Source organism: Sphingobacterium sp. MYb382, from assembly GCF_037572665.1.
Taxonomy (GTDB): Bacteria; Bacteroidota; Bacteroidia; order Sphingobacteriales; family Sphingobacteriaceae; genus Sphingobacterium.
Map to the genome: position 1 here is coordinate 1 of NZ_JBBGZT010000028.1, position 24123 is coordinate 24123.

At 37.8% G+C, this 24123-nt stretch carries 19 protein-coding genes and 1 rRNA gene; 8 read left to right on the forward strand and 12 right to left on the reverse strand.

The genetic code is table 11. The features are described 5' to 3' along the window. The first annotated feature begins 146 nt into the window (after positions 1-146). Positions 147-258 (forward strand): 5S ribosomal RNA (gene rrf / locus WH223_RS14425). A gap of 1994 nt (positions 259-2252) precedes the next feature. On the opposite strand, the gene WH223_RS14430 is transcribed toward rrf, so the two are convergent. Next, positions 2253-2696, reverse strand: coding sequence for a DoxX family protein (locus WH223_RS14430; protein WP_340048451.1), 444 nt, complete (start codon positions 2694-2696; stop codon positions 2253-2255). A gap of 321 nt (positions 2697-3017) precedes the next feature. Between WH223_RS14430 and WH223_RS14435 the strand changes: the two genes are divergently transcribed. The 3 genes from WH223_RS14435 (at position 3018) to WH223_RS14445 (ending at position 7724) form a co-directional block, all read left to right on the forward strand. Then, complete coding sequence (locus WH223_RS14435; RefSeq protein ID WP_340048452.1) at positions 3018-3452, forward strand: carboxymuconolactone decarboxylase family protein; 435 nt, start codon at positions 3018-3020, stop codon at positions 3450-3452. A gap of 97 nt (positions 3453-3549) precedes the next feature. Then, positions 3550-5013, forward strand: a complete 1464-nt coding sequence (gene pdxR, locus WH223_RS14440) for a MocR-like pyridoxine biosynthesis transcription factor PdxR (protein WP_340048453.1) — start codon at positions 3550-3552, stop codon at positions 5011-5013. A gap of 494 nt (positions 5014-5507) precedes the next feature. Beyond that, entirely contained in the window at positions 5508-7724 is a 2217-nt protein-coding gene (locus WH223_RS14445; RefSeq protein ID WP_340048454.1) for a glycosyltransferase, read from the forward strand. Between the two features lie 987 nt (positions 7725-8711). Here the strand turns inward: WH223_RS14445 and WH223_RS14450 are convergent. From WH223_RS14450 to WH223_RS14485, 8 genes are all read right to left on the reverse strand, one after another. Continuing rightward, on the reverse strand, positions 8712-9128 hold the full coding sequence (locus WH223_RS14450) for an organic hydroperoxide resistance protein (protein ID WP_340048455.1): 417 nt from the start codon (positions 9126-9128) through the stop codon (positions 8712-8714). A gap of 297 nt (positions 9129-9425) precedes the next feature. Further along, complete coding sequence (locus WH223_RS14455) at positions 9426-10190, reverse strand: LytR/AlgR family response regulator transcription factor (RefSeq protein WP_340048456.1); 765 nt, start codon at positions 10188-10190, stop codon at positions 9426-9428. Then, positions 10171-11199, reverse strand: coding sequence for a sensor histidine kinase (locus WH223_RS14460; protein ID WP_340048457.1), 1029 nt, complete (start codon positions 11197-11199; stop codon positions 10171-10173). Before WH223_RS14460 ends, WH223_RS14455 begins: the two co-directional genes overlap by 20 nt. A gap of 50 nt (positions 11200-11249) precedes the next feature. Beyond that, positions 11250-11687, reverse strand: coding sequence for a hypothetical protein (locus tag WH223_RS14465; RefSeq protein WP_340048458.1), 438 nt, complete (start codon positions 11685-11687; stop codon positions 11250-11252). A gap of 6 nt (positions 11688-11693) precedes the next feature. Further along, positions 11694-12677, reverse strand: a complete 984-nt coding sequence (locus WH223_RS14470; protein WP_340048459.1) for a heme-binding domain-containing protein — start codon at positions 12675-12677, stop codon at positions 11694-11696. Positions 12678-12733: 56 nt separating this feature from the next. Further along, positions 12734-13507 carry a DUF1223 domain-containing protein gene (locus WH223_RS14475; RefSeq protein ID WP_340048460.1) on the reverse strand — a complete coding sequence of 258 codons (774 nt, stop codon included), beginning with the start codon at positions 13505-13507 and terminating at the stop codon, positions 12734-12736. A gap of 20 nt (positions 13508-13527) precedes the next feature. Further along, entirely contained in the window at positions 13528-14004 is a 477-nt protein-coding gene (locus WH223_RS14480; protein ID WP_340048461.1) for a protein-disulfide reductase DsbD domain-containing protein, read from the reverse strand. Between the two features lie 31 nt (positions 14005-14035). After that, positions 14036-15340, reverse strand: a complete 1305-nt coding sequence (locus WH223_RS14485) for an epoxide hydrolase family protein (protein ID WP_340048462.1) — start codon at positions 15338-15340, stop codon at positions 14036-14038. 1037 nt (positions 15341-16377) lie between these two features. Here WH223_RS14485 and WH223_RS14490 point away from each other — a divergent pair. Then, positions 16378-17538 (forward strand): PDDEXK-like family protein, encoded by a 1161-nt coding sequence (locus WH223_RS14490; protein ID WP_340048463.1) that lies wholly within the window; start codon positions 16378-16380, stop codon positions 17536-17538. Between the two features lie 61 nt (positions 17539-17599). Here WH223_RS14490 and WH223_RS14495 read toward each other — a convergent pair whose 3' ends face one another. Together WH223_RS14495 and WH223_RS14500 are read right to left on the reverse strand one after the other, a co-directional pair. Next, a complete protein-coding gene (locus WH223_RS14495) occupies positions 17600-18814 on the reverse strand; it encodes an AbiH family protein (protein WP_340048464.1) in 1215 nt (404 codons plus the stop codon). 44 nt (positions 18815-18858) lie between these two features. Continuing rightward, positions 18859-19293, reverse strand: coding sequence for a helix-turn-helix domain-containing protein (locus tag WH223_RS14500; RefSeq protein ID WP_340048465.1), 435 nt, complete (start codon positions 19291-19293; stop codon positions 18859-18861). A 1057-nt stretch (positions 19294-20350) separates the two neighbouring features. On the opposite strand from WH223_RS14500, the gene WH223_RS14505 reads away from it, so the two are divergent. Beyond that, a complete protein-coding gene (locus WH223_RS14505) occupies positions 20351-20674 on the forward strand; it encodes a hypothetical protein (protein ID WP_340048466.1) in 324 nt (107 codons plus the stop codon). Between the two features lie 56 nt (positions 20675-20730). Beyond that, entirely contained in the window at positions 20731-21030 is a 300-nt protein-coding gene (locus tag WH223_RS14510) for a hypothetical protein (RefSeq protein ID WP_340048467.1), read from the forward strand. Between the two features lie 1058 nt (positions 21031-22088). Here WH223_RS14510 and WH223_RS14515 read toward each other — a convergent pair. Beyond that, positions 22089-22607: a thermonuclease family protein gene (locus WH223_RS14515; protein WP_340048468.1), complete on the reverse strand. Its 519-nt coding sequence runs from the start codon at positions 22605-22607 to the stop codon at positions 22089-22091. A 757-nt stretch (positions 22608-23364) separates the two neighbouring features. On the opposite strand from WH223_RS14515, the gene WH223_RS14520 reads away from it, so the two are divergent. Further along, entirely contained in the window at positions 23365-24072 is a 708-nt protein-coding gene (locus WH223_RS14520) for a hypothetical protein (RefSeq protein ID WP_340048469.1), read from the forward strand. The last annotated feature ends 51 nt before the right edge of the window (positions 24073-24123 follow it).

Below are 24123 nucleotides of genomic sequence, written 5' to 3' on the forward strand. Positions count from 1 at the left end.
GAGTAGTACTAATAGCCCGAAGCTTTCTACAGCGATAGAAACACTGTTGTTTTCTTCTTTGTTACTCTTCTTTCTTCCAGTATTGTCAATTAAATAATGCAGACCCTTAATAGGTTGATATAATGTGTCATTATTTATCAAGATATTCAGGTGCCTATATCGGCGGTGTCTACCTCTTCCCATTCCGAACAGAGAAGTCAAGCCCGCCAGAGCCGATGGTATTGCCGTAACAGGTGGGAGAGTAGGTCGGTGCCTAATTTTAAACAAAGCCCCTTCAGGAAACTGGAGGGGCTTTTTGTTTGTACTAACTTTTCCCCAATCACCAGACAGCAGCAAGCAGTCCCCATGCTGTAACTACAACAGCTATAGCTACACCTTATTTTAAGTAAAGCACGTATTCCTTATATAGCAGACTTAAACCTTCCTAAGCGATACTGCAAATTGTCATCCTGAGCCTGTCGAAGTACAGCATCACAACCTGAATAGCTTTATACAAAAGAAAAATGAGCCGCAAAACATAACTAATTTGCTTTGCTAAGAAGAAGGCCTAGGCATCTGCTGCGTAAAATCGTAACGTAGAAAATTCCGTAAGAAGAAAACGCTGTTTGAGCGTAGCGAGTTCGTTTTGTTCCGGAATTTACAAGCGAAGATAGCAGCGTATGCCAGCCTTGATTTTTGCCACACTTTTCATCAAGGAAAAGTGTGAAGCCCCGTCCTGGCTAAGGACACGCACTATAATTAAGCAAAAGACTCCATAAGCGTTGCAAACGCTATCCTCCAGCATCCTCGTTGCAAACGAGGACGATAGACTGTGCAAACAAAACCTTCCTAAAGGATGCTTCGGCTTTTCATCCTGAGCCTGTCGAAGGACAGCATGACAACCTTGATGGGTTGGCGGAAAAAAGAATTGACTTGCAGTTGCTAAGAAGAAGGCCTAGGCATCTGCTGCGTTAAATCGTAGTGCCGTAAATTCCGCAAGAGCAAAACGCTGTCTGAGCGGAGCGAGTTCGTTTTGCTCTTGCGGAATTTACAAGTGAAGATAGCAGCGTATGCCAGCCTTGATTTTTGCCACAATTTCATCAAGGAAAAGTGTGAAGCCCCGTCCTGGCTAAGGACACGCGCTATAATTAAGAAAAAGACTTCAATAAGCGTTGCAAACGCTATCCTCCAGCACCCTCGTTGCAAACGAGGACGATAGACTGTGCAAACAAACGGAGAGAACTAGCGAACAGTAGCAAAGTTGGTATTCCTTATATATAGGGGTAAACCTTTCTAACACGATGCTTCGACAAGCTCAGCATGACAACCTTGATGGGTTGTTGCAAAAGAAAGATGTGTTGCAAAACAGAACTTACTTGCAGTTGCTAGAAAAAAGGCCTAGGCATCTGCTGCGTAAAATCGTAGTGCCGTAAATTCCGCAAGAGCAAAACTTTGTCTGAGCGGAGCGAGTTCGTTTTGTTCCGGAATTTACAAGTGAAGATAGCAGCGTATGCCAGCCTTGATTTTTGCCACCCTTTTCATCAAGGAAAAGGGTGAAGCCCCATCCTGGCTAAGGACACGTTCTAATAATTAAGCAAAAGACTTTACTCAGCGTTGTAAACGCTATCCTCCAGCATCCTCGTTTCAAACGAGGACGATAGACAGTGCAAATAAATTTTTCTAAACGATGCTTCGACAAGCTCAGCATAACAACCTGAATAGCTTTATACAAAAGAAAAATGAGCCGCAAAACATAACTAATTTGCTTTGCTAAGAATAAGGCCTAGGCATCTGCTGCGTAAAATCGTAGAGCAGTAAATTCTGCAAGAACAAAACGCTGTCTGAGCGTAGCGAGTTCGTTTTGTTCCGGAATTTACAAGGGGAGATGGCAGCGTATGCCAGCCTTGATTTTTGCCACCCTTTTCATCAAGGAAAAGAGTGAAGCCCCGTCCTGGCTAAGGACATGTGTTATAATTAAGCAAAAGACTTCAATAAGCGTTGCAAACGCTATTCTCCAGCATCCTCGTTTCAAACGAGGACGATAAACAGTGCAAATAAATCTTTCTAAACGATGCTTCGACTTGTCATCCTGAGCCTGTCGAAGGGCAGCATGAGAACTAGGAAATAGGAATACGAAAAAATATCCTTATTAGATTAACTTTAGTTAGATAAGGAATTTCCTATTCCATTTTTAATGTTACAAAAATGAAATAGGAAACTAAACCTTGCATATTTTAGAATTAAAAAAATAAAATACTTTTTAAATATTACAACTAGATTTTACTTTTAAAATGCTCGTCGATACTCCATTGGTAGGTAGCAATTTTGAAAAGTAAAAAACTAGCTGATGAAGCCGTAAAAACTCCAAAATTTATCGGTTTTTGTATACCGACGGAAGTAGCCATAAATATGATAAAAGTTAAGGTTATCAAGGAACTAGCCAATGCTGCATATTTTGTTTTATAACCAAGTATAAGTAAAATAGCAATTATAAATTCTGCAATGGTGGCTATACCACCCATCACGTTAGTGATAGATCTATCAAAATAAGGCATTAATTTTTGGGTGTAGTTAATAAAATTACCCCAGTTTCCCCATTCAATATTTCCTTTCCCTAATGGACCTAAGACACCTAGTCTATCTAAAACAGGTACTAAAAATGTAAGGCCTAAGGCCAACCTCAAAACTAACTGAGGGACTTTAATGTTATCTTCCATAGTTATAAATTTTAGACAAATATAGAATGAGTATGAACTGTTGTAATGCCCCAGATTCAGCATATACTATAGCCCAATGAATAATTTCGTTATACCAATTTCTTTCCAAAGCGATATTTTACTCTATGAATAGTGCCCAGTTTATATACTTATGATTATACAAAGACGACTATTTTTTGTAGCAGTCTTACTGATTTTATTTATGACAGCGTAATAAAGGAATATATGTAAATCTGGGCTGTTACATATTTTGAAACTGTGCTATAATAATGGTGCAGGACATGGTTAACTTTGAAGTGTTAACAATAAGATAATATAATAATGGAAAAACGTATTAAAATCGATGAAGTGGAACCAGCAGGTTATCAGGCAATTTTAGGACTTGAAAAATTTATAGAAAGTACTCCTTTAACTAGAATTCACAAAGATTTAATTAAGATTCGTGCATCACAAATCAATGGATGTGCATTTTGTATAGCTATGCATACGAAAGAAGCCCGTAAAGCAGGAGAGTCTGAAAATAGGATATATGCTCTTAGTGCATGGCGGGATACTCCTTTTTTTACTAAGGATGAAAGGGCAATTTTAGCATTAACCGAGGAGGTTACTTTGATTGCAAACCATGTTAAAGATGAAACCTATAATGAGGCTGTTGAAGCTGTTGGCGAAACGTATTTAGCACAAGTAATATTGGCTATTATTACGATTAACGCATGGAATAGAATTGGAATTACCACACAGCTTATTCCTCAATAGTTTTAAAAATAAAAGCTAAATAGAGCTGCGCTCACCAATAGTGCAGCTTTTTTTTATAAAATTGGATTATATTTGTTTAGGCAAAACGCTATGTATTATGGCCCAGAACTTACCTTACAAATCTTTAATTCAACTAAAACGAAAATCAGATTTATCGCTCCACATTCAGATAAGTACACGTTTTATCTCTTTAATTACGAATGGTACCTTACTTCCTAAAAGCCCATTGCCAAGTACTAGGGTATTAGCCGACCTAATTGGAGTGAATAGAAATACCGTTAAGTTAGCCTATGAAGAACTGATAAGCCAAGGTTGGGCCGATTCCGTAGCTCGAAAAGGGGTTTTTGTTATTTCTTCACTACCACTATTGAAAAAACAAATAGCACCACCTCCTGTAGTGGATTATGAGGATTCATTTAGCTGGAATAATAAGTTTGAGACGCTGCCGTTTAGCCCCAATTTCCAAACTAATATGTTAACGGTTGACGATGGTTTTCCAGATGTCCGATTGACTCCAGTGGACTTCTTGATGCGTGAGTATAGAAGCATTTCCAAAAAATTTTATGGTAAGAGTTTCCTGAAATATGGCTCTAGCAAAGGGTCGGAGCGTTTGCGTGCTACACTTTCGAAATATGTAAGTACGACTAGAGGTTTGCAGGTCAATCTTGATAACATACTTATTACCAAAGGAAGCCAGATGGGAATATACTTAGCAGCGCACCTTCTCTTAAGCTCCTCCGATTATATTGCCGTAGGCATTAATAATTATGGACCAGCAGACAGTACATTTAAACTTTGTGGAGCGCAGCTTTTACGTATTCCAATCGACGATTTTGGAATGGATATAGACTACTTAGCCAAACTGTTAGAACATATTAAAATTAAAGCTGTCTATATTATTCCACACCATCATTTTCCAACGACGGTTACTATGAGCGTGGAACGACGACTAAAGCTGTTAAACCTTGCTAAACACTATAGATTTGCTATTATTGAAGACGACTATGATTACGATTTTCATTATAGCAATAGTCCTTACATTCCATTAGCCAGTATAGACCACAACAATAATGTAATCTACATTGGGTCGATTACAAAAACATTTGCCCCGGCTTTGCGAATTGGTTTTCTTATCGGGCCACCTAAATTTGTTGATAATGCATCCGAATTAAGACAGTTGATTGATAAGCAAGGCGACTCCTTGCTTGAGGAAGCTTTTGCTTCATTAATTGAAAATGGTGACCTCGAAAGGCATTTTCGGAAATGTTTGAAAATATATAAATATAGAAGGGATCTATTTTGTCAAATACTTAAATCAGATTTCAACGATGTAATTACCTATAAAGTTCCTGAAGGTGGGCTTGCTGTATGGTCATGCTTCGATGAAAAAATCGACCTATTGAAATTATCCCAAAAGGTAGCAAAGCAAGGACTTCGATTAGGCGATGGTACATTTTATAAGAATGAAGTATTCGATGTAAATGGATTACGATTAGGCTTTGCTTCGCTAAATGAGATGGAGATGCAAGAAGCTTTAAACATTCTTAAGAAGAACGTTTAAGAATCAACTGTAATAACCTTCTACAGTGACCACAGGAAGCGATGAGAACTAGCAATCAGAAAAAGTATACATTCATTACAGATATGACTTTCTAGGATGATGCTTCGACTTGTCATCTTGAGCGTGTCGAAGTAACGCATGATAATTTGCAAATAGGACTGCGGATTTTTTTTTATGCCTGACAAACTTAGAAACAGGCAAACCAATCCGGGGAGGATTGACACATTTTAGACAATTTATAGTAATCAAAATGAGGCTCCCTGCGGGTGAGCCTGAGCAAATTTTAGTACTTGAGTCGCCATAACATGTAGATAGAAAAATAGATAAAAATCATTTACTGTGTCCAGCTGTTTTAAAGCACGTATTTGATAAGTATAGAATAATAAGTGATTGGTATTCAGTTCTTATGACTACCTTTAGTTACCTCCCTACGTGCAGACCTTGTCAAGGACCGATCTGGTAGTATGCAAGGACACCTTACTTTGTTCACCATCATGATTTCAAAGAATTATAAAGAGATAGCCGTGCTATCTACTTTTCCTCCCCGTGCTTGCGGTATTGCCACCTATTCAACAGATTTAATTGATACTATCGTTGAAAAATTCCATACATCCTATCATTTTCAACGAATTCCTATTATACTAGAAAATGATCCAATTATTGCCAACATACCACAGAATAAGATTATTCTTCAGCCAAATAAAGCCTCTTCATTTGATGATTTAGCAAGCTACCTCAATGACCCTACAACAGTTGATATCGTTTTCATACAGCATGAATTTGGCTTTTTTCATCAGTATGAAGACCTATTTTTAACCTTTCTTTCACAGCTTAAAAAGAAAGTAATAATTACCTTTCATACCGTGTTGCCAACACCTGATGCCAATTTGCAAACTTATGTAGCTGCCATAGCAGGATACTGTTCAAAAATCATTGTTATGACCCAGTACTCAGCAGATATTTTGCGTGATACCTATCATATTCAAGATGATAAAATTGTTATTATAGCGCATGGAACACATTTGGCACCAGCTATCGATAAGGCATTAATTCGCAAACGATATAAACTTGTTGGTAAGAAAGTCCTTTGCACATTTGGTCTATTAGGACCAGGCAAAAGTCTCGAAACGACTATAGCGGCCCTGCCTAGTATAATAGCAGAAACTCCAAATGTGATTTTCCTAATCTTGGGAATGACGCATCCTAATTTAATTGCAGAACAAGGCGAAAGCTATCGTATGGGGTTGGAACAGTTGGTGCTTGATATGAACCTGACTAACCATGTAAGATTCATTAATCAGTACTTGCCAACCGCAGATTTGCTAGCTTACCTACAGATAACAGACGTTTATCTATTTACATCTAATGACCCATTTCAAGCAGTGAGTGGAACGTTTGCCTACGCGCTAGGCCTAGGCTGTCCTATTGTCTCTACTCCAATTCCCCACGTATTGGAGACATTAACACCAGCAATGGGTATTATCATTGATTTCAATGCTCCCGATCAGTTAGCGGTAGCGGTAAATACGATTCTTAGCGATGCAGAGGCATTGGAGAAAATACGAAAAGTGAATTTGCAGCAATCAATCTCCACTTCTTGGCATAATATTGCTATTGCACACGCACAATTATTCGGAACTTTGATGGAGACGGATAGTTTGACCGTTTATACAATCCCGAAGATAAAGCTCGATCATCTCGAGCGTATGACTACAGATATTGGGATAATTCAATTTGCAGAAATTGCCGAACCAAAGATGAGTAGTGGCTATGCGCTTGACGATAATGCGCGTGCATTAATTGCAATATTACATAACTACAATAGCTATAAAGCATCCAAAGATCTGGAAAAGATAAAAGTGTACTTCAGGTTTATAATGATGTGTCAGCAAGAGGACGGTACATTTTTAAATTATGTAGATAAGGATAGAAATTTTACTGAACAAAATAAGCTCGAAAATTTAGAAGACGCTAATGGGCGTGCTTTTTGGGCAATAGGGGAGCTATTGGCACAGAAGGATAGTCTACCAGATGAATTAGTGGTGCAAGCGCAAGCTGTATTGCGGTCGGCTTCTCGTCATTTATTGACGCAATATTCTACAAGAGCTATGGCTTTTAAGATTAAAGGACTGCATGCATTGGGCGTTTATCCCTATGATAAGGAGATGAATGAACTGGCGCATAGACTTCTTTCTATGTTCAGTAAGGTTAGTACCGATAATTGGCAGTGGTTTGAACCAGCGCTAACTTACGGCAATGCTGCACTGCCAGAAGCTATGTTATGTGCTTATGAGGCTACCGGGGACTATGCCTTTAAAGAGGTCGCTTACCTATCGTTTGACTTTCTGTTAAAGCAGACTTTTTATGATGACATGCTTCATGTGATTCCTAATGATGGATGGGCGGAGCATGATAAACCTTTTATAGATAGCGCTGGCGATGAGCAGCCTATAGATGTGGCGTATACGGTTATTGCACTTGATCGCTTTTATAACAGTAGCCTTAATTGGGCATACCGGGAAATACTAATATCATCGTTTGCTTGGTTTCTAGGTAAAAATCACCTACATCAGATTGTATATAACTCCATAACAGGAGGGTGTTTCGACGGACTTAAGCAGCAAACGGTGAATCTTAATCAAGGAGCCGAATCTACGGTTAGTTATCTGCTGGCGCGTATGGTAGTTGATAAATATACTGTTGGTTCATAATGATGACTTGCAGTATTTATTGTGTACATTTATAGTATCGAGTTGATTATCAAAATTCTACACTTATAATCCCTAAAGGAATCACTCGATAGTCCATTTGTCCAGCTTGTCCGTATAGCCCTTTTTATCCAATATTATCAGTGTAGGCTTACATGAATAGATAAGTTTCTGTTAAACGTTAATAAACCTGCCGGAAATTGAAAAGCTGAACCCTATTTATGGTTTTGGTGAGATTTAGTAGTCTTAAACGAGGTCGGTTTAATCAAAACCCTAGGTTGGAATTCTCCGCCTATAAATTAAAAGAATATGAGTAAAAATGAAAAAAAACCAAAAAGTACAAAGGTAAAAACGAAGTCGTCGTATCAACAAAATAAAGACTCTGACGATAAAACTACCTCAACGAACTTGTTTCCAAATAAAAAGAAATAGTTTTAAGAATGTCTTTCGAGTTTACACGTTGCAAATGACCTTCATAGGTTGTGTAGGTGAACATTACTAATTCCATAATTCAACTAGTCATGCCGAGTCTGTCGAAGGCTCAGCATGACAGTATGGGAAGAGGTTTGTGCAAAAGGTCGAATTTTGCAGTTGCTAGAAAAAAAGGCCAAGGCATATACTGCGTAAATCGTAGAGCCGTAAATTCCGCAAGAGCAAAACTTTGTCTGAGCGCAGCGAGTTCGTTTTGTTCCGGAATTTACAAGCGAAGATAGCAGTGTATGCCAGCCTTGATTTTTGCCACTCTTTTCATCCAGGAAAAGAGTGAAGCCCCGTCCTGGCTAAGGACAAGCACTATAATTAAGCAGAACACTCGAATAAGCGTTGCAAATGCTATCCTCCGGCATCCTCGTTACAAACGAGGACGATGTAAAGTGCAAGTAAACCCATTCTGCTAAACTTAAAAATCTAGCTACCTGTAGTTCCGTTAGAAAGAATATATCGTGAAAAATCCTTAACAATAGACTACAGATAGCCAGCTTTCTTTTTCAACTAAATCAAGGTCGTTGTAACCTTTATGTTTCCTTTAACAGCTTTTGAATAGGGGCAGGTTTGATGCGCCAGTCCGACAAGCTTTAGGGCGTCTTCAGTTGCTATGCCTGGAAGACTAACTTGCAGGCGTGCTTGTAAAGCGTAAGCGTCGTTCGTCAACACAAGGTCAACTTCAGCATCAACAAATAAGTCGGTAGGTAGGCTAATTTGCTGTTGCTTTGCGGCTACACCTAGTGCCCCGATATAACAAGCAGACCAACCTGCAGCGAACAGCTGTTCAGGATTTGTACCTGGTTTGTTAGATTCGGGAGGCGTTAAGGTAACTTTTAATTGTTCATCATTACTTACTGAATTTCCTTGTCTACCGCCTGTGGTGTGCGTTTTTGCGGTGTACACTATTTTTTCTGTCGTGCTCATGTTTTGCTATTTTAAGTAAACTATCTTTATGTAATACAATACAAATAGCGCCTAAATTGTTGTCTTTTTATATAAAAAAATTGGTGGACCAGACAAAAGAAACGTTTAAACGGACTGTAAAGGACGTGGAGCATACCTTCTTATTTTGTGTCTTTGTTTATGATAGCGTACTGGACTCTCTCTTTGCTTAAAGCAGAAAACCGCTTCATTAGAGAAAGCGGTTTTTAAGTTTTCTGTTCAACAGGGGGCACAATTACAAAGCACTCGTACCCAATAAAAATTAACGATGCAATAAGCTTATCTATTTTCTAACCAATGTAGAAACTGCGCCGTTTTTTCTTTGCCAATCAAGAGTTTATCAGGGGTAGCAATATTTAGACGTACGAATAGCTTTCGGCCGAAGTAGTGCTCCACCTCCTTTATCGCGGAGAAGTTTACAATATATTGTCTATTCAAACGGAAAAACTGTTTGTCGGAAAGCAGTCCTTGCACCTGATCTAAAGATTGATTAATGCTAAACTCTTCCCCCTTAAAGTTAACGATAGAAGGCGATGTATAGTTGATGTAGATAAACGCAATGTCGTCTGTCTTAACCGTTAGGTATTTATTGTTTTTGAATACAAGGAAGCTTTTTTTCTTATTCTCTTCTTCATTTATTTTTGTCAGTAGATCAGCCAATTTACTTTCATTATTTTTCTGAAAGAAATCCTTGAATTGATCGACTTTAGCTAAGGCCTGTTTAAGGTCCGTTTCAGAGAATGGTTTTAGCAGGTAATCAATGCCATTATCTTTGATAGCCTCCATGGCATATTCGCCGAAGGCGGTACAAAAAATAACAGGACAAGCGACCGACACAGCCTTGAAAATAGCGAAGCTAACGCCGTCCGACAGCTGAATATCCATGAAAATCAAATCGGGCATCTTCTCATTCGTTAAATAGTCGATGGAAGCCTCCACGCTCTGTAGCTTCGCTAGGATCTGCACCTGAGGACGAAGTTTTAGAATTAAATTTTCTAGCGCACGTGCAGCCTTAATCTCGTCTTCAATTATTAGGATTTTCATAGATAAGGGGAAGTTTTACTGTAAAAGTGTTGTTCGTTTCCTCAATCACTATTTCTTTTTCCGAAAGATGAAGATAACGTTGATTGATGTTTTCAAGCCCTAGTTTTGTTGATGCTTCAGATATTTGTTTTAGTTGTCGGTTATTCTGAATAACCAAATAATCATTTTCGGTATACATGTGTATGTTTAGCGGCTTCTCTAAGGAAACAACATTATGCTTGATACAGTTTTCAATAAGCAATTGTAGGGTAAATGGCGGAATAAACGTCTCGCAGCTAGCCGCGTTAAACTGCTGCTGCAGGTTGAACCCATCTTCAAAGCGCGCCTTTAGCAAATAGGTATAAGCATCCACAATAGCCAGTTCCTCGCGCAATGGAAGGAGGTTTAGCTTTAAACTACCGAGGGTGAAACGGTAGAAGTCTGCCAGCTTCAAGATAAAGGCTGTAGCTTGTTCATCCTTAGTCTCCACCATATATTTCAGGGTATTCAGGCTGTTAAACAAAAAATGAGGGTTTACCTGTTGTTTCAGCAACTCATATTGTGCTGCTAAATTGGCCGACATCGAGCGCTCTAGCTCTTGCACCACCTGTTGGTTAAGGTGCGTTTGGTAGAGTAAGTGGATAAACATGTAAAAAGTAAGGTTTATTAACACCCCCCGCACCTCATACATTAATATATTAGGGCCAAAGCTTAAGTGGGAAAGAGCATAGTACTGAATCAAGGAAAGAACAAGCATAAGTGCCAAACCTACAATAAGGCCTTTGAAGAGCTGAAGGGAGATAACTTCTCGCTTACCGGTCTTTTTGGTATAGGCAGGTATCATGTAGCTATTGTAGTACCATATCAACAAGGAGAAACAGGTGGTGACGATAAAATCGGCAATGGCTTCAGCTAAAATGAAATGATGCTCCACTATTTTGGGGATCGAAGTCAGGATTCCCAAAGAGATAGAGCTTATCCAAATGAGCTTTTTCGATATTTTAAAGGGTATAGATTTCTTTGTTTTCATGCTGTTCACATTATGTGCCCTTGTTGCTTAATAAGCTGCAAAATCGTTATTTAGTTTGATTGTGAAGGAAATTGAACCGGTTTAAAGCTTGAAATTGCTTTTATACGCTTTTCTTTGCTGCTATCGTCATTTAGTTTTCCAAAGTCTACACCATAGGTTATCGCTCCAATTGTGTCGGTTGTCAATGTTTCTACGCTTAGGAGCTCTCCATTTACCTTACTGCCGAAGTAGCTAGGACTATCCTGCACTTTCCATCGCACGACTTTAATGACGGCCTGTGGAGCTTGCCCATCTGTCAAGAAAGCTGTAGCCTGCTTATTTCCATATACAATAGACATCGTTTCTAGCGTCGGGTTGTAGGATGAAGCAACAAAGTTTAATGCTCCCTTGTCGAAGACAAAGCGCACCTTATCATCCCTTGTTTCTGCCGTTGGCGAACAGGAGTAACTGAAGCTAGCGAGCAGCACAAATATCCATATTTTTTTCATAGACTTTTATTTTAAGTAGTGGGCAATTGCTTTTTTAGCATTCACTTTTGGTGGCACATTGAATAAGAACCCTGTCGGTGCGGCAAGCTGCCTGTGGCAGCCTATGCAAGATTGCTGTGCGAAAAGAGCTGTCTTTCCTGTTGGTTTTAGTTTATCGCCACTAAATTTTGCAAAACCCCAGCCTTCTGTTGTTGGAAAAGTCTGATCATCCTTGGTCATGTATTGAACGTTTACAAATTCGCCCGGAACAATCTCTCCGTCGGCATTTGTCGTTTGCTTCCATACTGCTTTGGCTACCGTACTACCTTTGGGCCAGGGGTGGAAGTTTTCTTCATCTATTGCTTTTACCAAGATATCGTTCGCATATACGATACGTATAGATTGATCAAAAAGAACCGTCATACCAATAACTTTCCATGTTTTGAAGGCCTCATCGTAGGCAATTCCATTCGGTGATAATGGCACATGTGTCGTTGTGTCTAAGGAGGCATGCGTTGCTATTAAGGGCTGCGATGAAGCATAGGCTGGTGCCGGGGCTTGGTGTGCAGTTAAGGATAGGGCATAGGCTTTGAGTCGCTGGATTTCTGCCGCCGATAGCTGTGCTTCTTGGTGAAAAGCACGGTAGGCCGGTAGGGGCATTTTTCGGGCCTCCACCATATTATAAATAGCATAGAATTTTCCCATACGTTCTGCCGCCGAAAGTTTATCCCACTCTGAGAAGTTCATGACCTCGCGTGCACGCTCGATATCTTTATTGACCAACCACGAAACTGGCGCTATCTTATCGAAAAATGATAAGTTTTGTTCATTGGAATGACAGTTGTAGCAGGAACGTTTCAGAATAAAAGCGACATCTTCCGGAACCTCCGTAGGTTCGCCTGTTACGGGCTTTCGTTCCACGGATGTGTGGAAAAACTGTAATGTAATACAGGTTAAGCTAAGCAGAAGAAAGACTAGGCAAGCACGTGTTTTAGATCGTTTTAAATTCATATTGTCGTTTTTTTAGCTATGAAAGCGCTATACAATAGCGCTTTTAAGGGGTGTACTTAGAGATTCAGCTGCGCGGCATCTAGGATTGCTCCTGTATGGCTATCCTGTTCAAAAGCAATTATCTGCCAGTTCGCATTGTCATTAGGTAGTTTGAAGGTAAATGTGTCCGTCGTTTTTAAGGAACGCTTTTGTAGGTCGCGCACCAACTGAACATGCGTCAGCCGCTTACCTGCATTTTCTCCAGCAGCAACCTGCGAACTCGCTTGCCCCTGTACTAAGGCCATCAATAGCTGGGTGTTTTTGACCGTTGAGGCTGTTTCATACTGTATCTGCACTTCTTTCCCTTTTTCTTGTGCTAGTTTTAAGGATAAACTGCGCGTCTGGGGTTGTTGCAGCGTGGTCTGGATGCCTTGCAGCACTTTGCTTTCATCGGAACCTACGGTTTCTAGCTTGCCATTGATGACGAGCTGCGGCGTGTAGATCGTGCTGAGCCTCATCCATGTAGCATACTGCTTCTGCCTATCGGTAAATGCCGCTTTGCTGAAGCGATCTTTCCATCCTTGGTGATCCCAATAATCGACGTGAAAAGCCATGATGTATACGTGTTCATTTTTGTTGTTCTCCGCTAGTTTAGCCAGAAGTGCATCAGCAGGCGGACAGCTCCAGCAACCTTCGGAAGTGAAGAGCTCTATAACGGCAAAACTATTATTCGCCTGTTCTTTTTTTATATGTTTAATCAGCATCGTATTGTTGATTTCCTTGAAGGCCATTATCCCCCCGATGAGCAAGGGCAGGCTTAAGTAGATAAGGAGTTTTTTTGAGTAGTTCATTGTGTATATGTTTAAAGAGGTTAATGGCTCGGGTTGATGTTAAAGGCAATTGTTTGTGGTGGAAGACAGACCTGATCACTGCACTGCATAAAGGCAATAGTCCCTTTTATTGCTCCCTTTTTACCTGTTAACCGTATTTCTTGACGGAAATCAACCTCTCCTTTGAAATAGCGTACGGAAATCCCAAGTAGACTGTCATACTTAGTGAGCGGCTGCGGTTGCATGACGACGCCAATACGTTTGTAAGACGCACTGGGCGCAAAATCAAAAGTCATCTTGATGGGGCTATCCGCGTTGTTGCCCAACGCATAGAGCTGCCACCCTTCGGGAATGTGTGCCTTCATAACAATTTCCGCTTCCTCGGGCGATTTTCTTTTTAAGATACACTCCCAGCGGATGGTGCCGTCTACAACTTGGGCATAGCCCTCACTGCGGAAAACAAGCAATAGTAAGAGTAATCCTGCGGTGAATCCGTGTTTTATGATTTGTATGTTCATGTTTTTTTATCGCTAGGTAAACCTTGCCAAATTATAATCCTTTGCGCACCGTCTTGAATGCTGTTCTCATCTCATCGACAAAGACCTTTGGTTGTTCCCAAGCCGCAAAATGACCTCCTTTGGCCAGCTTATGATAATGGATGAGTTGCGGGTAGGCACGCTGTGCCCAACTTTCGGGTACGGCATAAATTTCATCGGGAAAAGCACTGACAGCAACGGGAATGGTTACGCCACGCGGATCAAAGAAGCCTCCCGTAGCGCCTTGTGACGCTTCCCAGTATAATCTTGCGGCAGAAACCCCCGTATTGGCAAACCAGTAAAGACTTATGTTATCCAGGATGTCATCTTTTGTTAATCCCTCTTGCTGTCCCGCAAATACGCGAGCGATAAGCTGCTGACTACGGTCGTCATGGTCTAATATCCAGGCTGCAAGACCTATCGGAGAGTCATCCAACGCGTATAAAGTCTGTGGACGTAAACTCATTTCATTGGCGTAGCCCAATCCTTTTTTATAGGAAAAGTCTAATTGTTTATAGGCCATTTGCTCATCTGTCGTTAGGTTTTTAGGCATTTCACCCTTTGCTAAAGCCGTAGAGATTTCTGCAGGAACCGCCGCCGCCATATTGGTGTGTATCGCTAATAGTCCTTTTGGTTTTAATAACGCCATGTTTTCGGTGACAGCATTTCCCCAGTCGCCACCTTGCGCCACATATTGCTGATAGCCTAAGCGTTCCATCAGGGTGATCCATGCTTTCGCTATCCGTTGTGGGTTCCAACCCAGTGTAGTAGGCTTCTCCGAAAAACCATGTCCCGGAAGTGAGGGAATAATAACATCGAAGGCATCTTCACTTTTACCGCCATATTTTTCCGGATTAGTCAAGGGTTCAATCACCTTAAGCTGCTCAATAAAAGAACCCGGCCATCCATGCGTAATAATAATAGGTAGTGCATTTTTGTGGGACGAGCGTACGTGGATAAAATGAATGTCAAGACCATCGATTTTTGTTACAAATTGTGGATAGGCATTGATTTTTGCTTCTATTTTACGCCAGTCATAGCTCTGACTCCAGTAGTTCGCCAATGCTTGCATAGTCGATAGCTGTACGCCTTGTGTTTCATCGTTTACCAGCTCTTGACTAGCCCATTTCGTTTGGGCGATACGATTTTTTAAGTCCATAATTTTGTCCGCTGAAATATCCAGATGAAATGGTCGAATAGTTTGATCGCTTACCATCATGCTAGCTGATACAGAATTATTACTTTGTGCATGTAGCTGTGGAATAACGCTGCTCGTTAGGAGGCTAGCGAATAGGATGGTTGTGATTTTTTTTATCATGATCTGTTGGATTTATGTATTCCTTTTGATTGTTCGTAATGTTTTGTTTTCTTTCTTAACGTCAAAAGTATAGCGTATTCCGCCGTTCAATAGCTGTTAAATCGCCCAAGACGACACATTCACTGCTCAAGTGGGATTTTTAGATGATGAAATAGACCTGACTTTTTAGATTTTTCTGCGGCGGGGGGGAGGTCAAATAAAGAGGTAGCTATAGCTAAGATTTTCTAAATGATACTTTGACTAGTCACCCTGAGCTTGTCGAAGGGGCAGTATGACAATAGGGGATGAGGTTTGTGCAAAAGGATAAATTTTGCAGTTGCTAGACAAAAGGCTGCGCCTTGATTTTGCTAAACGTTTCATCAGAGAAATTTTGAAACCTCGTCTTGACTAAGGACACGTACTCCCTTTAACAAAAAGACTTTATGAGCGTTGCAAACGCTATACGCCGGCATCCTCGTTGCAAACGAGGACGATAATAATATTCGACCCCGCCGGGGTCGTCTTTTCTCTTGGTTATGCTTAGCTATAAATATGTCAATCCTCCGGATTGAATCCCTAAAAAGCCTTACCGACTAAACAATAAATAGTTGTATATCATTACCCCAGAGGGGTAACATCTTCATATAAAATATATAATTTATAAAATCGACCCCGGCGGGGTCGTATAAACAGAGATGTAAAGGTATATTTCTAAATGATGCTTTGACTAGTCACCCTGAGCTTGTCGAAGGTGCAAGCATGACACGATGGAAAGGTTTGTGCAGCAGGTTGAATTTTGCAGTTGCTAGAAAAGAAATGCCTAGGGATTATAGATAATGTTATCGATGATAGGGATAAGCCACCTAAAGACGGGAATCTTTCTTCGTGCATAAAGAGTATTACGGCTTCCCGTAATTTAATCTAGCTCATCCTTTTTATATTTATTGCATAATTAATACGTGCATTATTAACCTTAATACTAAACGTTTTAAATTAATAGTAGACAAAAAAACTATTTTACAGAATATCGCTTCTGATTATAAATAACATTAATATAAATGATTAATAAAACCACTGAGTCTTTTTTTAGAGAAGTTAGACATAAAGAAGAACTCCAGCATAAATTAAATGAAGTTTACAGAAAGGCTTTAACATTAGACTTTAATCCATTAGACTTTGTTCGGTGGAATGAAAATAAAGTCTCCGAGATTATTGCTTTCTTTTTGGATCCACATGGCTCTCACGGACAAGGAGATTTATACCTTAAAACCTTTATTGAATATTTTGAATTAGCTTTTTACTACTCAGATATTAATAAGGTTAAAGTAACAGTAGAGGCTGGAACAGATGAAAATCGACGTATCGATATTTTAATTTCTTATGATAATTTTAAACGTGTTATTGGGATTGAGAATAAAATTTACTTGTGGACAAAAGATCAGGAACTTCAAGTCTCGGATTATATGCAATACTTAAAAAAGTTTTGTAGAACAGAAGACTACCATTTGATTTATTTAGCACCTCAAGGCAAGATTCTTAATGAATATAGTGCTGGAGAACATCAACAAGAATTGATATTGGATGGTAAATTAAAAGTTATCAGTTATGAAGAACATATGATTAACTTAATACATCGATTCGTCATTCAAACTGATAATAATCGAGTACGAGCTTTTATAAAAGATTTTGAATTAAAGTTGAAAGAAAAATTTATTGGGAACAGGATGACTGAAGAAAATGATATCGTAAAATACATAAAAAACAGTGAAGAAAATATTAAAGTAGCATTTTCTATAGCTGAAAACTTAACAACAGTAAAAAATCTTCTTAAAGAAGAATTTACAGTTCAAATGGAAGAAGTAGCTTTCGAATTGAATATTTACTTTGACGTAAAGCACAATCACTTTGTGTTATCTAATTTTAGAAAATTGCATGCTAAGTTTAATTTTGAAAGTGGAGGTTTAATTTATGGACTCGTAAAAACCCCTGAGTTTTATTACTCAAATTCGGAAAGGATCTATTTAAATGAAATTGCTGAAATATTAAAAATACGGTTCTCAAATTCTCCATGGTGGCCTTTGTGGACTTTTCTGTATGAAGATATTTCGATTGATTATAGTCTGTGGAATGATATTCAAAACGGAAAAGTAAAAGCTTTTGTCAAAGAATTTCTACAAGAACTTATAAATCTTCCTTTAGATTTGACCAAAGATTTATAGAATTATTTTATAGGATATGTTACTTAAGAGTAAGGTTTTCTAACCTTGCTCTTTCATTTTTTTACATAAAAGAAATATCAGGCTCAATATCTTTTTTTATGATTGGACTTGATAGTTCCCTTTTGAGTTCTTCAGAATCACAATGAAGAAATATCAACTTGTTTTGACGCCTTTTGTTAATTATATCCTTATCTCCCCTGATTTCAATTAGATTTTTGATGATACTAAATTTTGAAGATTCACTATGATAGATAATGATGATTTTTCCGGTGGATGAAATTTTGTCTAGACTTTCTACGCGGTCAAATACTTCATTTATATATATAGCGTCCGATTTATCTAAAGAATGCCCCCAGAAAAAGTATTGATATTCTTTGTCTTCATTTTCAATTTCATCAACAAATTTAAGTTCTAAATTGAGGTTTAGCTTTTGAAAATATTTCGTAAATGGTATAAGGTTAAAGTCCTCTTCTGATACCTTATTCCAACTGTTTATACCTAAAATTATATTTTTATTTTTTAAATCACCGTGAATAAAGGTTGTTCTAATATTTTCTGAAATTAGTTTAGAAAAAGTAGGCGTATAATTAAAGGTAAAGTGATAATCAATTGACTTTAATAAATCAGCTTTGTTGTCGCTTATTAAGAATTCATAAAGCGGTAAAACTATTTGAGAAAGATATTCTTGGAATAATTCTTTAAAAGCACTTAAATCATCTAAAATCCAAGAGTATATTTTACTATTGTCGATATCAATATAATAATCATGAATGGATTTTAAAAAATCAGAATTTAGTATTGGTAGATAGTGATAATCTACTTGGTGTAATAGAATTTTAAAATCGATTAATGTTAAATAAGAATCATAATTCTTTTCATCATAATTTTCTATATAATTAATCATACTTGATTTTGGAAATCGTCCCGTTTTTAAGAATGTTTCTGACTTAATTTCTGTTAGACTTAGGCTAATTAATGTTAATGCCTTTTCGATATGCTTTTCGAAATCTATCCAAGTAATAATAGAAAATTCTCTAGATAGATATTTAAACCAAATATTGGAATTAAGTGTATATACAAAATCAGAAAAATTGTCAAATGTAGAAGTTGGAAAACCGTTTATGTTTTTTAGAACTTTAACTTCATCTTTTAAAAAAGCCCAATTGAATTCAGTACAATTTTTGAGTTTGTTGCAAATGTTGATAAAATCTGAGTAGCCAGTTGGTAAATCAAAGCTCAAATCAAAACCATTTCCAGTAATAAGTATCTTAGGCATAATTCATTAATTGGTGTGTAATAAAATCATTGAATATGCATTTTTTACAATTTATTAACCTTGTTTATAAGGTCTTCTACAGCTTTAGTTAAGTTAATAATTGCTTGCGTTTTTACTTTGTCATCTTCAATAAGCTTTTCTAAAAGTGTTTCGATTTTATTATCCGATTGATAATTAATAGTCGGATAGTGGTTCAAACTATTTTGTTTCGAAGTATCCTGATTATGTTGAATATAATAAATTGCTTTTTCTTCATTAAAAGAACGTATAAACTCTACAGATACGCCTAACGCTTTAGCCAACTCCTGTAAGGTAGGTTCAGGAATCGTCCATAGGCTTTCAAACTCGGATACTCTACGCTGATCAAATTTGCTGTCACAGTTTAAGCCTAAGGCTTCCTGCTTCATGCCCATAATTTCACGAATTCTCTTTAGATTTTTTCCTTCGTGTATTTTATCTTCTTGAAATACGATACTCATGTTAAACAGAATTAAATATATCTGGTATTATACCGCTACTATACCATTTTGAAGTAGGCAATAGGATAACTAGCTTTAGTATAAAGATACGATTATTTATGGATTAAAACATGTGTAGACTAAGATTTGGTAACCGTAATTGTAAAATATGTCTACTTAAAAATTTGTCATATGCTAGATTTTATAACAAAAATAAATCCCGCACAGCGGAGCATTAGTCTATGTATACGAAATAGGCTAATAGAAAGAAACATGCCAATGGCATTGTCTATGAAAAATTGGGCGATGTGAAAAAAAGCGTAGGAGCTAGGACCTTTAATAGGAGCTTAGCGCGCTACGGCATGGTATGTTGGCCGACCTCTACATGCGGAAGCCAAAGTTTATTATCCGAAAGTCCCAAACGTAAGACATACGGTTTGCAATCTAAAAATACGTTTCCTTACGGTATTAAACAAATATTGGTGTTTATAGAAGCACAAAGAGGTCGGTTTTTTCTTAAAATCAAGATCTAACTAAGGCCGTAGAGAGGCCTTAACTCCCACTTAAACTCATTGTGATATGCGAAAAATGCGTAGGAGGGATACCTATGTCCTAAAGAAAAATTGGAAACAGCAACACGATGATCCTGTAACAAGGTACCGCTATAGACGGCAAGTATTGGAACAGGTAGCTTTGCTCTTTTGCCTATGTGTGTTAGTCATGTTACTGCTTCGTGAACTGTTGAGAACTAAGCTTTATATTTTTTTACCACTGTTTTTACTGTTTTGGTGTATTAATTAATTTGTTGAGGAACAAAAGTGTCTTAAAATATTTTTTATTTGTATAAATACGACTAAAAAGAGTTCATTCAAGCATGTTAAGTAGGAAAACTTATCTTAAAAAGAACTAAGCTTAAAGTACCTGAAAAAGAAAATATGCAAGGAAAAATCTAAACTTTCCTAAAAATAAAGCTATAAATAGGAACAATCTTATTATTTTTTTTAAAGTAAAGTATGCTTTAAAATTATGGGTGATAGTTTTATGTTACATTTATTGGAAATGATGTAAATCATTAAATATGAGTTTTTTAAAAACATCTATTCTTTATTGTTCGCTACTATTATCACTTTCTTGTTCTAAAGGTAGTGGTAGCACTGAAATAATTAAAGAAAGAATTTCCATAAATATCGAAAAATCATCAATTACGTTGGATGATTCGACATCCGTTACAAGGAGTCGCTTCATTAAAAGTAGGATTGAGTCGATACAGAATAGTTTAGGAATTATAGAAACTGGTTCTATCTCTGCTGGTCGTTCAACTTGTTCTGAAAATCTAGGAAGCATTGGAGGTTATGGTAAAGTTTCTTATGAAGTTGTTCCAATAACATCAAAAATATTTTAACTGGATACCTTTATTTAGTTAGAATAAATGAAAACTATAAATCCTTCTATCAAGAATTGAAATATAGTAAACAAGGAGTAGTTGAAAATTTTATTCTATGGTCAGATGAAAATCAATTCATATATAGCACAAACGATAAGTTATATAGGCCTAAAGATTTTTCTGGGTTATTTATGTCCTCGGATGCTACCTTAAAAGGTGAAGGGTACATAGATTGTGTTGCTAGAGTTTTTAAGGCTGCTCAAGATGCCTGTGAATCAAGTATAGGATGTAATTTGTTGTGTTTTATATCTGGGCCTGAATGTGAAGGGTGTATGTTGGCTGCAGCAGCTGTTGCTTGCGTTATTTATAAATAAATTTTATACTATGGAAATTGTGTTTTTGATAATAGGCGTCATTATATTGGCAACCTATTTATTTACGATCTACAAGATAAATAGATCAAAGGAGAGAATTGCTACTTGGAAACTGTTTCTTGTCGCTTTTATTCCATTTTGGGGTTGTGTAGTATACCTTTTGACTGACAATCGATTTAAAAAAATATAATAAGTAAGGCAGGCTTTTTTGATGCGATGCTTCGACAAGCTCAGCATGACAATTTGGATAGGGTCGTGCAAAAGAAAATGAGCTGCAATACAGAACTAATTTGCAGTTGCTAGAAAAAAGGCCTAGGCATCTGCTGCGTAAATCGTAACGTAGAAAATTCCGCAAGAAGAAAACTTTATCTGAGCGCAGCCAGTTTAGTTTTGTTCCGGAATTTACAAGTGGAGATAGCAGTGTATGCCAGCCTTGGTTTTTGCCACAATTTCATCAAGGAAAAGAGTGAAGCCCCGTCCCTGGCTAAGGGCAAACACTATATTTAAGCAAAAGACCTTAATAAGCGTTGCAAACGCTATTTCATGCATCCTCGTTACAAACGAGGATGCATGAAATAGCGTAAATAAGCCATTCTAACACGATGCTTCGACAAGCTCAGTATGACAATTTGGATAGGGAAGTATAAAAGAAAATGAGCTGCAATATAGAACTATTTTGCAGTTGCTAGAAAAAAGGCCTAGGCATCTGCTGCGTAAAATCGTAGAGCCATAAATTCCGCAAGAGCAAAACTTTGTCTGAGCGCAGCGAGTTCGTTTTGTTCCGGAATTTACAAGCGAAGATAGCAGTGTATGCCAGCCTTGATTTTTGCCACAATTTCATCAAGGAAAAGAGTGAAGCCCCGTCCTGGCTAAGGGCAAACACTATAATTAAGCAAAAGACCTTAATAAGCGTTGCAAACGCTATCCTCCGGTATCCTCGTTACAAACGAGGAAGATAGACTGTGCATATAAAACTTTCAAGCAGGATGCTTCGGCTGGTCATGCTAAGCCTGCCGTAAAAGAAATATGATAAAGAAGAGTGACAAAAATGGTATAAGTTAAGCGGTCTTTTTATTCTTCTGCGTAACCTTAGCATTCTCTTGAGCCACCTTTTTTTTCTGCTTTCTAAACTCCCAAGGAGCAATGGCATTCGGTTGTTTCCAAAGACCAATCTTTTTTGCACGTGCCTTTTCTTCAGCTTGCGCGTATGCAGGGGATTTGTCATATTGCTTATAGTGCCATGCAAGACCTGCTTTGAGAAGTTCAAAATTCACATTAACAGTGTCTTGTGCCCATATGATGCCTACCGTTCGACCATATCTATCAATATCACGTACTTCCACTTTTATATATTGACCAAAGCATAAATCGGAAGTGAACTTTTTAGCTACTTGACCGAAATCCTGTTTAGATTCAGGGCAATCGATGCCGTAAAGACGGATACGGATTTGTTTATTGGTAGAATCAAGTAGTGTTACGGTATCGCCATCCGCAACGCGTACTACTTTTCCGCTGATGGTTTGGCATATAATAATAAATGGAACTAGAAATAGAACTAAGGCAAAGAATTTCTTCATGTAATGTAAGGGTAGATGCGTTGTCGTGTATGTATCTGCATATAAACTAACCTCTAAACGGGTTAAAGGCACTTTATCGCCAGTGACACTGTAAAGAAATTAATATGGGCAAAGATAATACTATTCTGTAGCAACGATAGGATTGTTGAAATTTATTGCAGTTTAAGGAAAAGGGGGGGAGGCAAAAGGTGGATTTTTGCAGTTGCTACAAAAAGTTTAACAGTAGAGCTTGTCCATACTTTTGTAAAAAGTATAATGGTTAAAAAAGTGAAGTCAGTGTCTAGTAAAAGACGACATTTTGATAAAATTAGTTACTATTATTTATTTTGTCACATATTAGCGACATTAGTCTTTATTATGTGTCAATTGGCTAATTGTGTCCAAAAACATTTTTTTATCCCCATTATCAACAGAATAAATTGTTAGATGAATACGCTTTTCAATTGTTTATTATATCGGAAAAAGTACTCCTACGTAAAGACATTGATTGCTCAATTAGTAGTAGTTTTTTTTTGTTGTAATTTATTGTAAAACAAATTAGTGTGCTTTGTTTTCTTTACAATTTATAAACATTAAGGATACAGAAAGTTGTTCTAAGCGTTGCTATTTGTTAACATTCCTTTTCTAATTTTATGACAGTCAGATAAAGGGTATCGGGCTAAGTAATTGATGGAATAGCTTATTAACTTTTTCTATTATCCTTCAAAAACGACTGTTAATTCGGTTATAGGGTATAGAAACTAAAAAATAGATGGTTATGATTTTTCCTAAAGCACAAAAACTAGCTAGAACTTACGATTGGTATAAGACTATGCGTCTGGTGCCTACACGTTACCGCGGATATTTTTTTAAGGAAAATAGGACGCTACCTCAGCAGTCAACACCCGAACCTGGCTTCTGTCAGGTATGTGAGGAAGAAGATGCTGTTCGTTATTATGCAATAAGCAGTAAAGATATCGTATTGTGTGGTACATGTGCCATGTTAGCACAAAAGAAGGAGAGCGTAGCCGTGGATGTTAAGGAAAGAAATAGCTATGCTGTCGGTTTTCTGGGAGCCATGATTTTTGCTGTGCTAGGTATAATCGCCTGGACATATGTAGGTTTATTTCTCACTAAGTTTACAACTCCTTTGGTTGTTTTATTGGCCTATTTGGTTCATGCTGGTTATTTTTATTTTAAAGGTCCAATTGGAAAGGCTACATCTTATATTATTCTGTTTTCAATTCTACTTAGTATTGCCATCGCAACGTTGACAACGATGGTTATCGAGCTTACGCAGCATGGTTATTCTATAGAGGCCTCTTTTGCAGCTTGGCTGAAAGGCTATGGTGTTTTTGCTATGTGGTTCAGAGAAAGTTTCTTCTCTTTTGTTATTGGTTTTGTCGTTTGGTTGTGGTTAATGTCAGGCATAAAAGCTAAGGATGACGTAGTCAATACAACTGATAATTTTGCAACGGCAGATTAGTGGTTTTTTCTGCTCTGCGGTGTTATAAAAAAGAGTCTATTCAGATTCTTT

Bases quoted from the DNA above. Each gene is read 5' to 3' on its own strand.
- WH223_RS14430 (WP_340048451.1), bottom strand. From the start codon at position 2,696: ATGGAAGATAACATTAAAGTCCCTCAGTTAGTTTTGAGGTTGGCCTTA.
- WH223_RS14435 (WP_340048452.1), top strand. From the start codon at position 3,018: ATGGAAAAACGTATTAAAATCGATGAAGTGGAACCAGCAGGTTATCAG.
- pdxR (WP_340048453.1), top strand. From the start codon at position 3,550: ATGGCCCAGAACTTACCTTACAAATCTTTAATTCAACTAAAACGAAAA.
- WH223_RS14445 (WP_340048454.1), top strand. From the start codon at position 5,508: ATGATTTCAAAGAATTATAAAGAGATAGCCGTGCTATCTACTTTTCCT.
- WH223_RS14450 (WP_340048455.1), bottom strand. From the start codon at position 9,128: ATGAGCACGACAGAAAAAATAGTGTACACCGCAAAAACGCACACCACA.
- WH223_RS14455 (WP_340048456.1), bottom strand. From the start codon at position 10,190: ATGAAAATCCTAATAATTGAAGACGAGATTAAGGCTGCACGTGCGCTA.
- WH223_RS14460 (WP_340048457.1), bottom strand. From the start codon at position 11,199: ATGAAAACAAAGAAATCTATACCCTTTAAAATATCGAAAAAGCTCATT.
- WH223_RS14465 (WP_340048458.1), bottom strand. From the start codon at position 11,687: ATGAAAAAAATATGGATATTTGTGCTGCTCGCTAGCTTCAGTTACTCC.
- WH223_RS14470 (WP_340048459.1), bottom strand. From the start codon at position 12,677: ATGAATTTAAAACGATCTAAAACACGTGCTTGCCTAGTCTTTCTTCTG.
- WH223_RS14475 (WP_340048460.1), bottom strand. From the start codon at position 13,507: ATGAACTACTCAAAAAAACTCCTTATCTACTTAAGCCTGCCCTTGCTC.
- WH223_RS14480 (WP_340048461.1), bottom strand. From the start codon at position 14,004: ATGAACATACAAATCATAAAACACGGATTCACCGCAGGATTACTCTTA.
- WH223_RS14485 (WP_340048462.1), bottom strand. From the start codon at position 15,340: ATGATAAAAAAAATCACAACCATCCTATTCGCTAGCCTCCTAACGAGC.
- WH223_RS14490 (WP_340048463.1), top strand. From the start codon at position 16,378: ATGATTAATAAAACCACTGAGTCTTTTTTTAGAGAAGTTAGACATAAA.
- WH223_RS14495 (WP_340048464.1), bottom strand. From the start codon at position 18,814: ATGCCTAAGATACTTATTACTGGAAATGGTTTTGATTTGAGCTTTGAT.
- WH223_RS14500 (WP_340048465.1), bottom strand. From the start codon at position 19,293: ATGAGTATCGTATTTCAAGAAGATAAAATACACGAAGGAAAAAATCTA.
- WH223_RS14505 (WP_340048466.1), top strand. From the start codon at position 20,351: ATGAGTTTTTTAAAAACATCTATTCTTTATTGTTCGCTACTATTATCA.
- WH223_RS14515 (WP_340048468.1), bottom strand. From the start codon at position 22,607: ATGAAGAAATTCTTTGCCTTAGTTCTATTTCTAGTTCCATTTATTATT.
- WH223_RS14520 (WP_340048469.1), top strand. From the start codon at position 23,365: ATGATTTTTCCTAAAGCACAAAAACTAGCTAGAACTTACGATTGGTAT.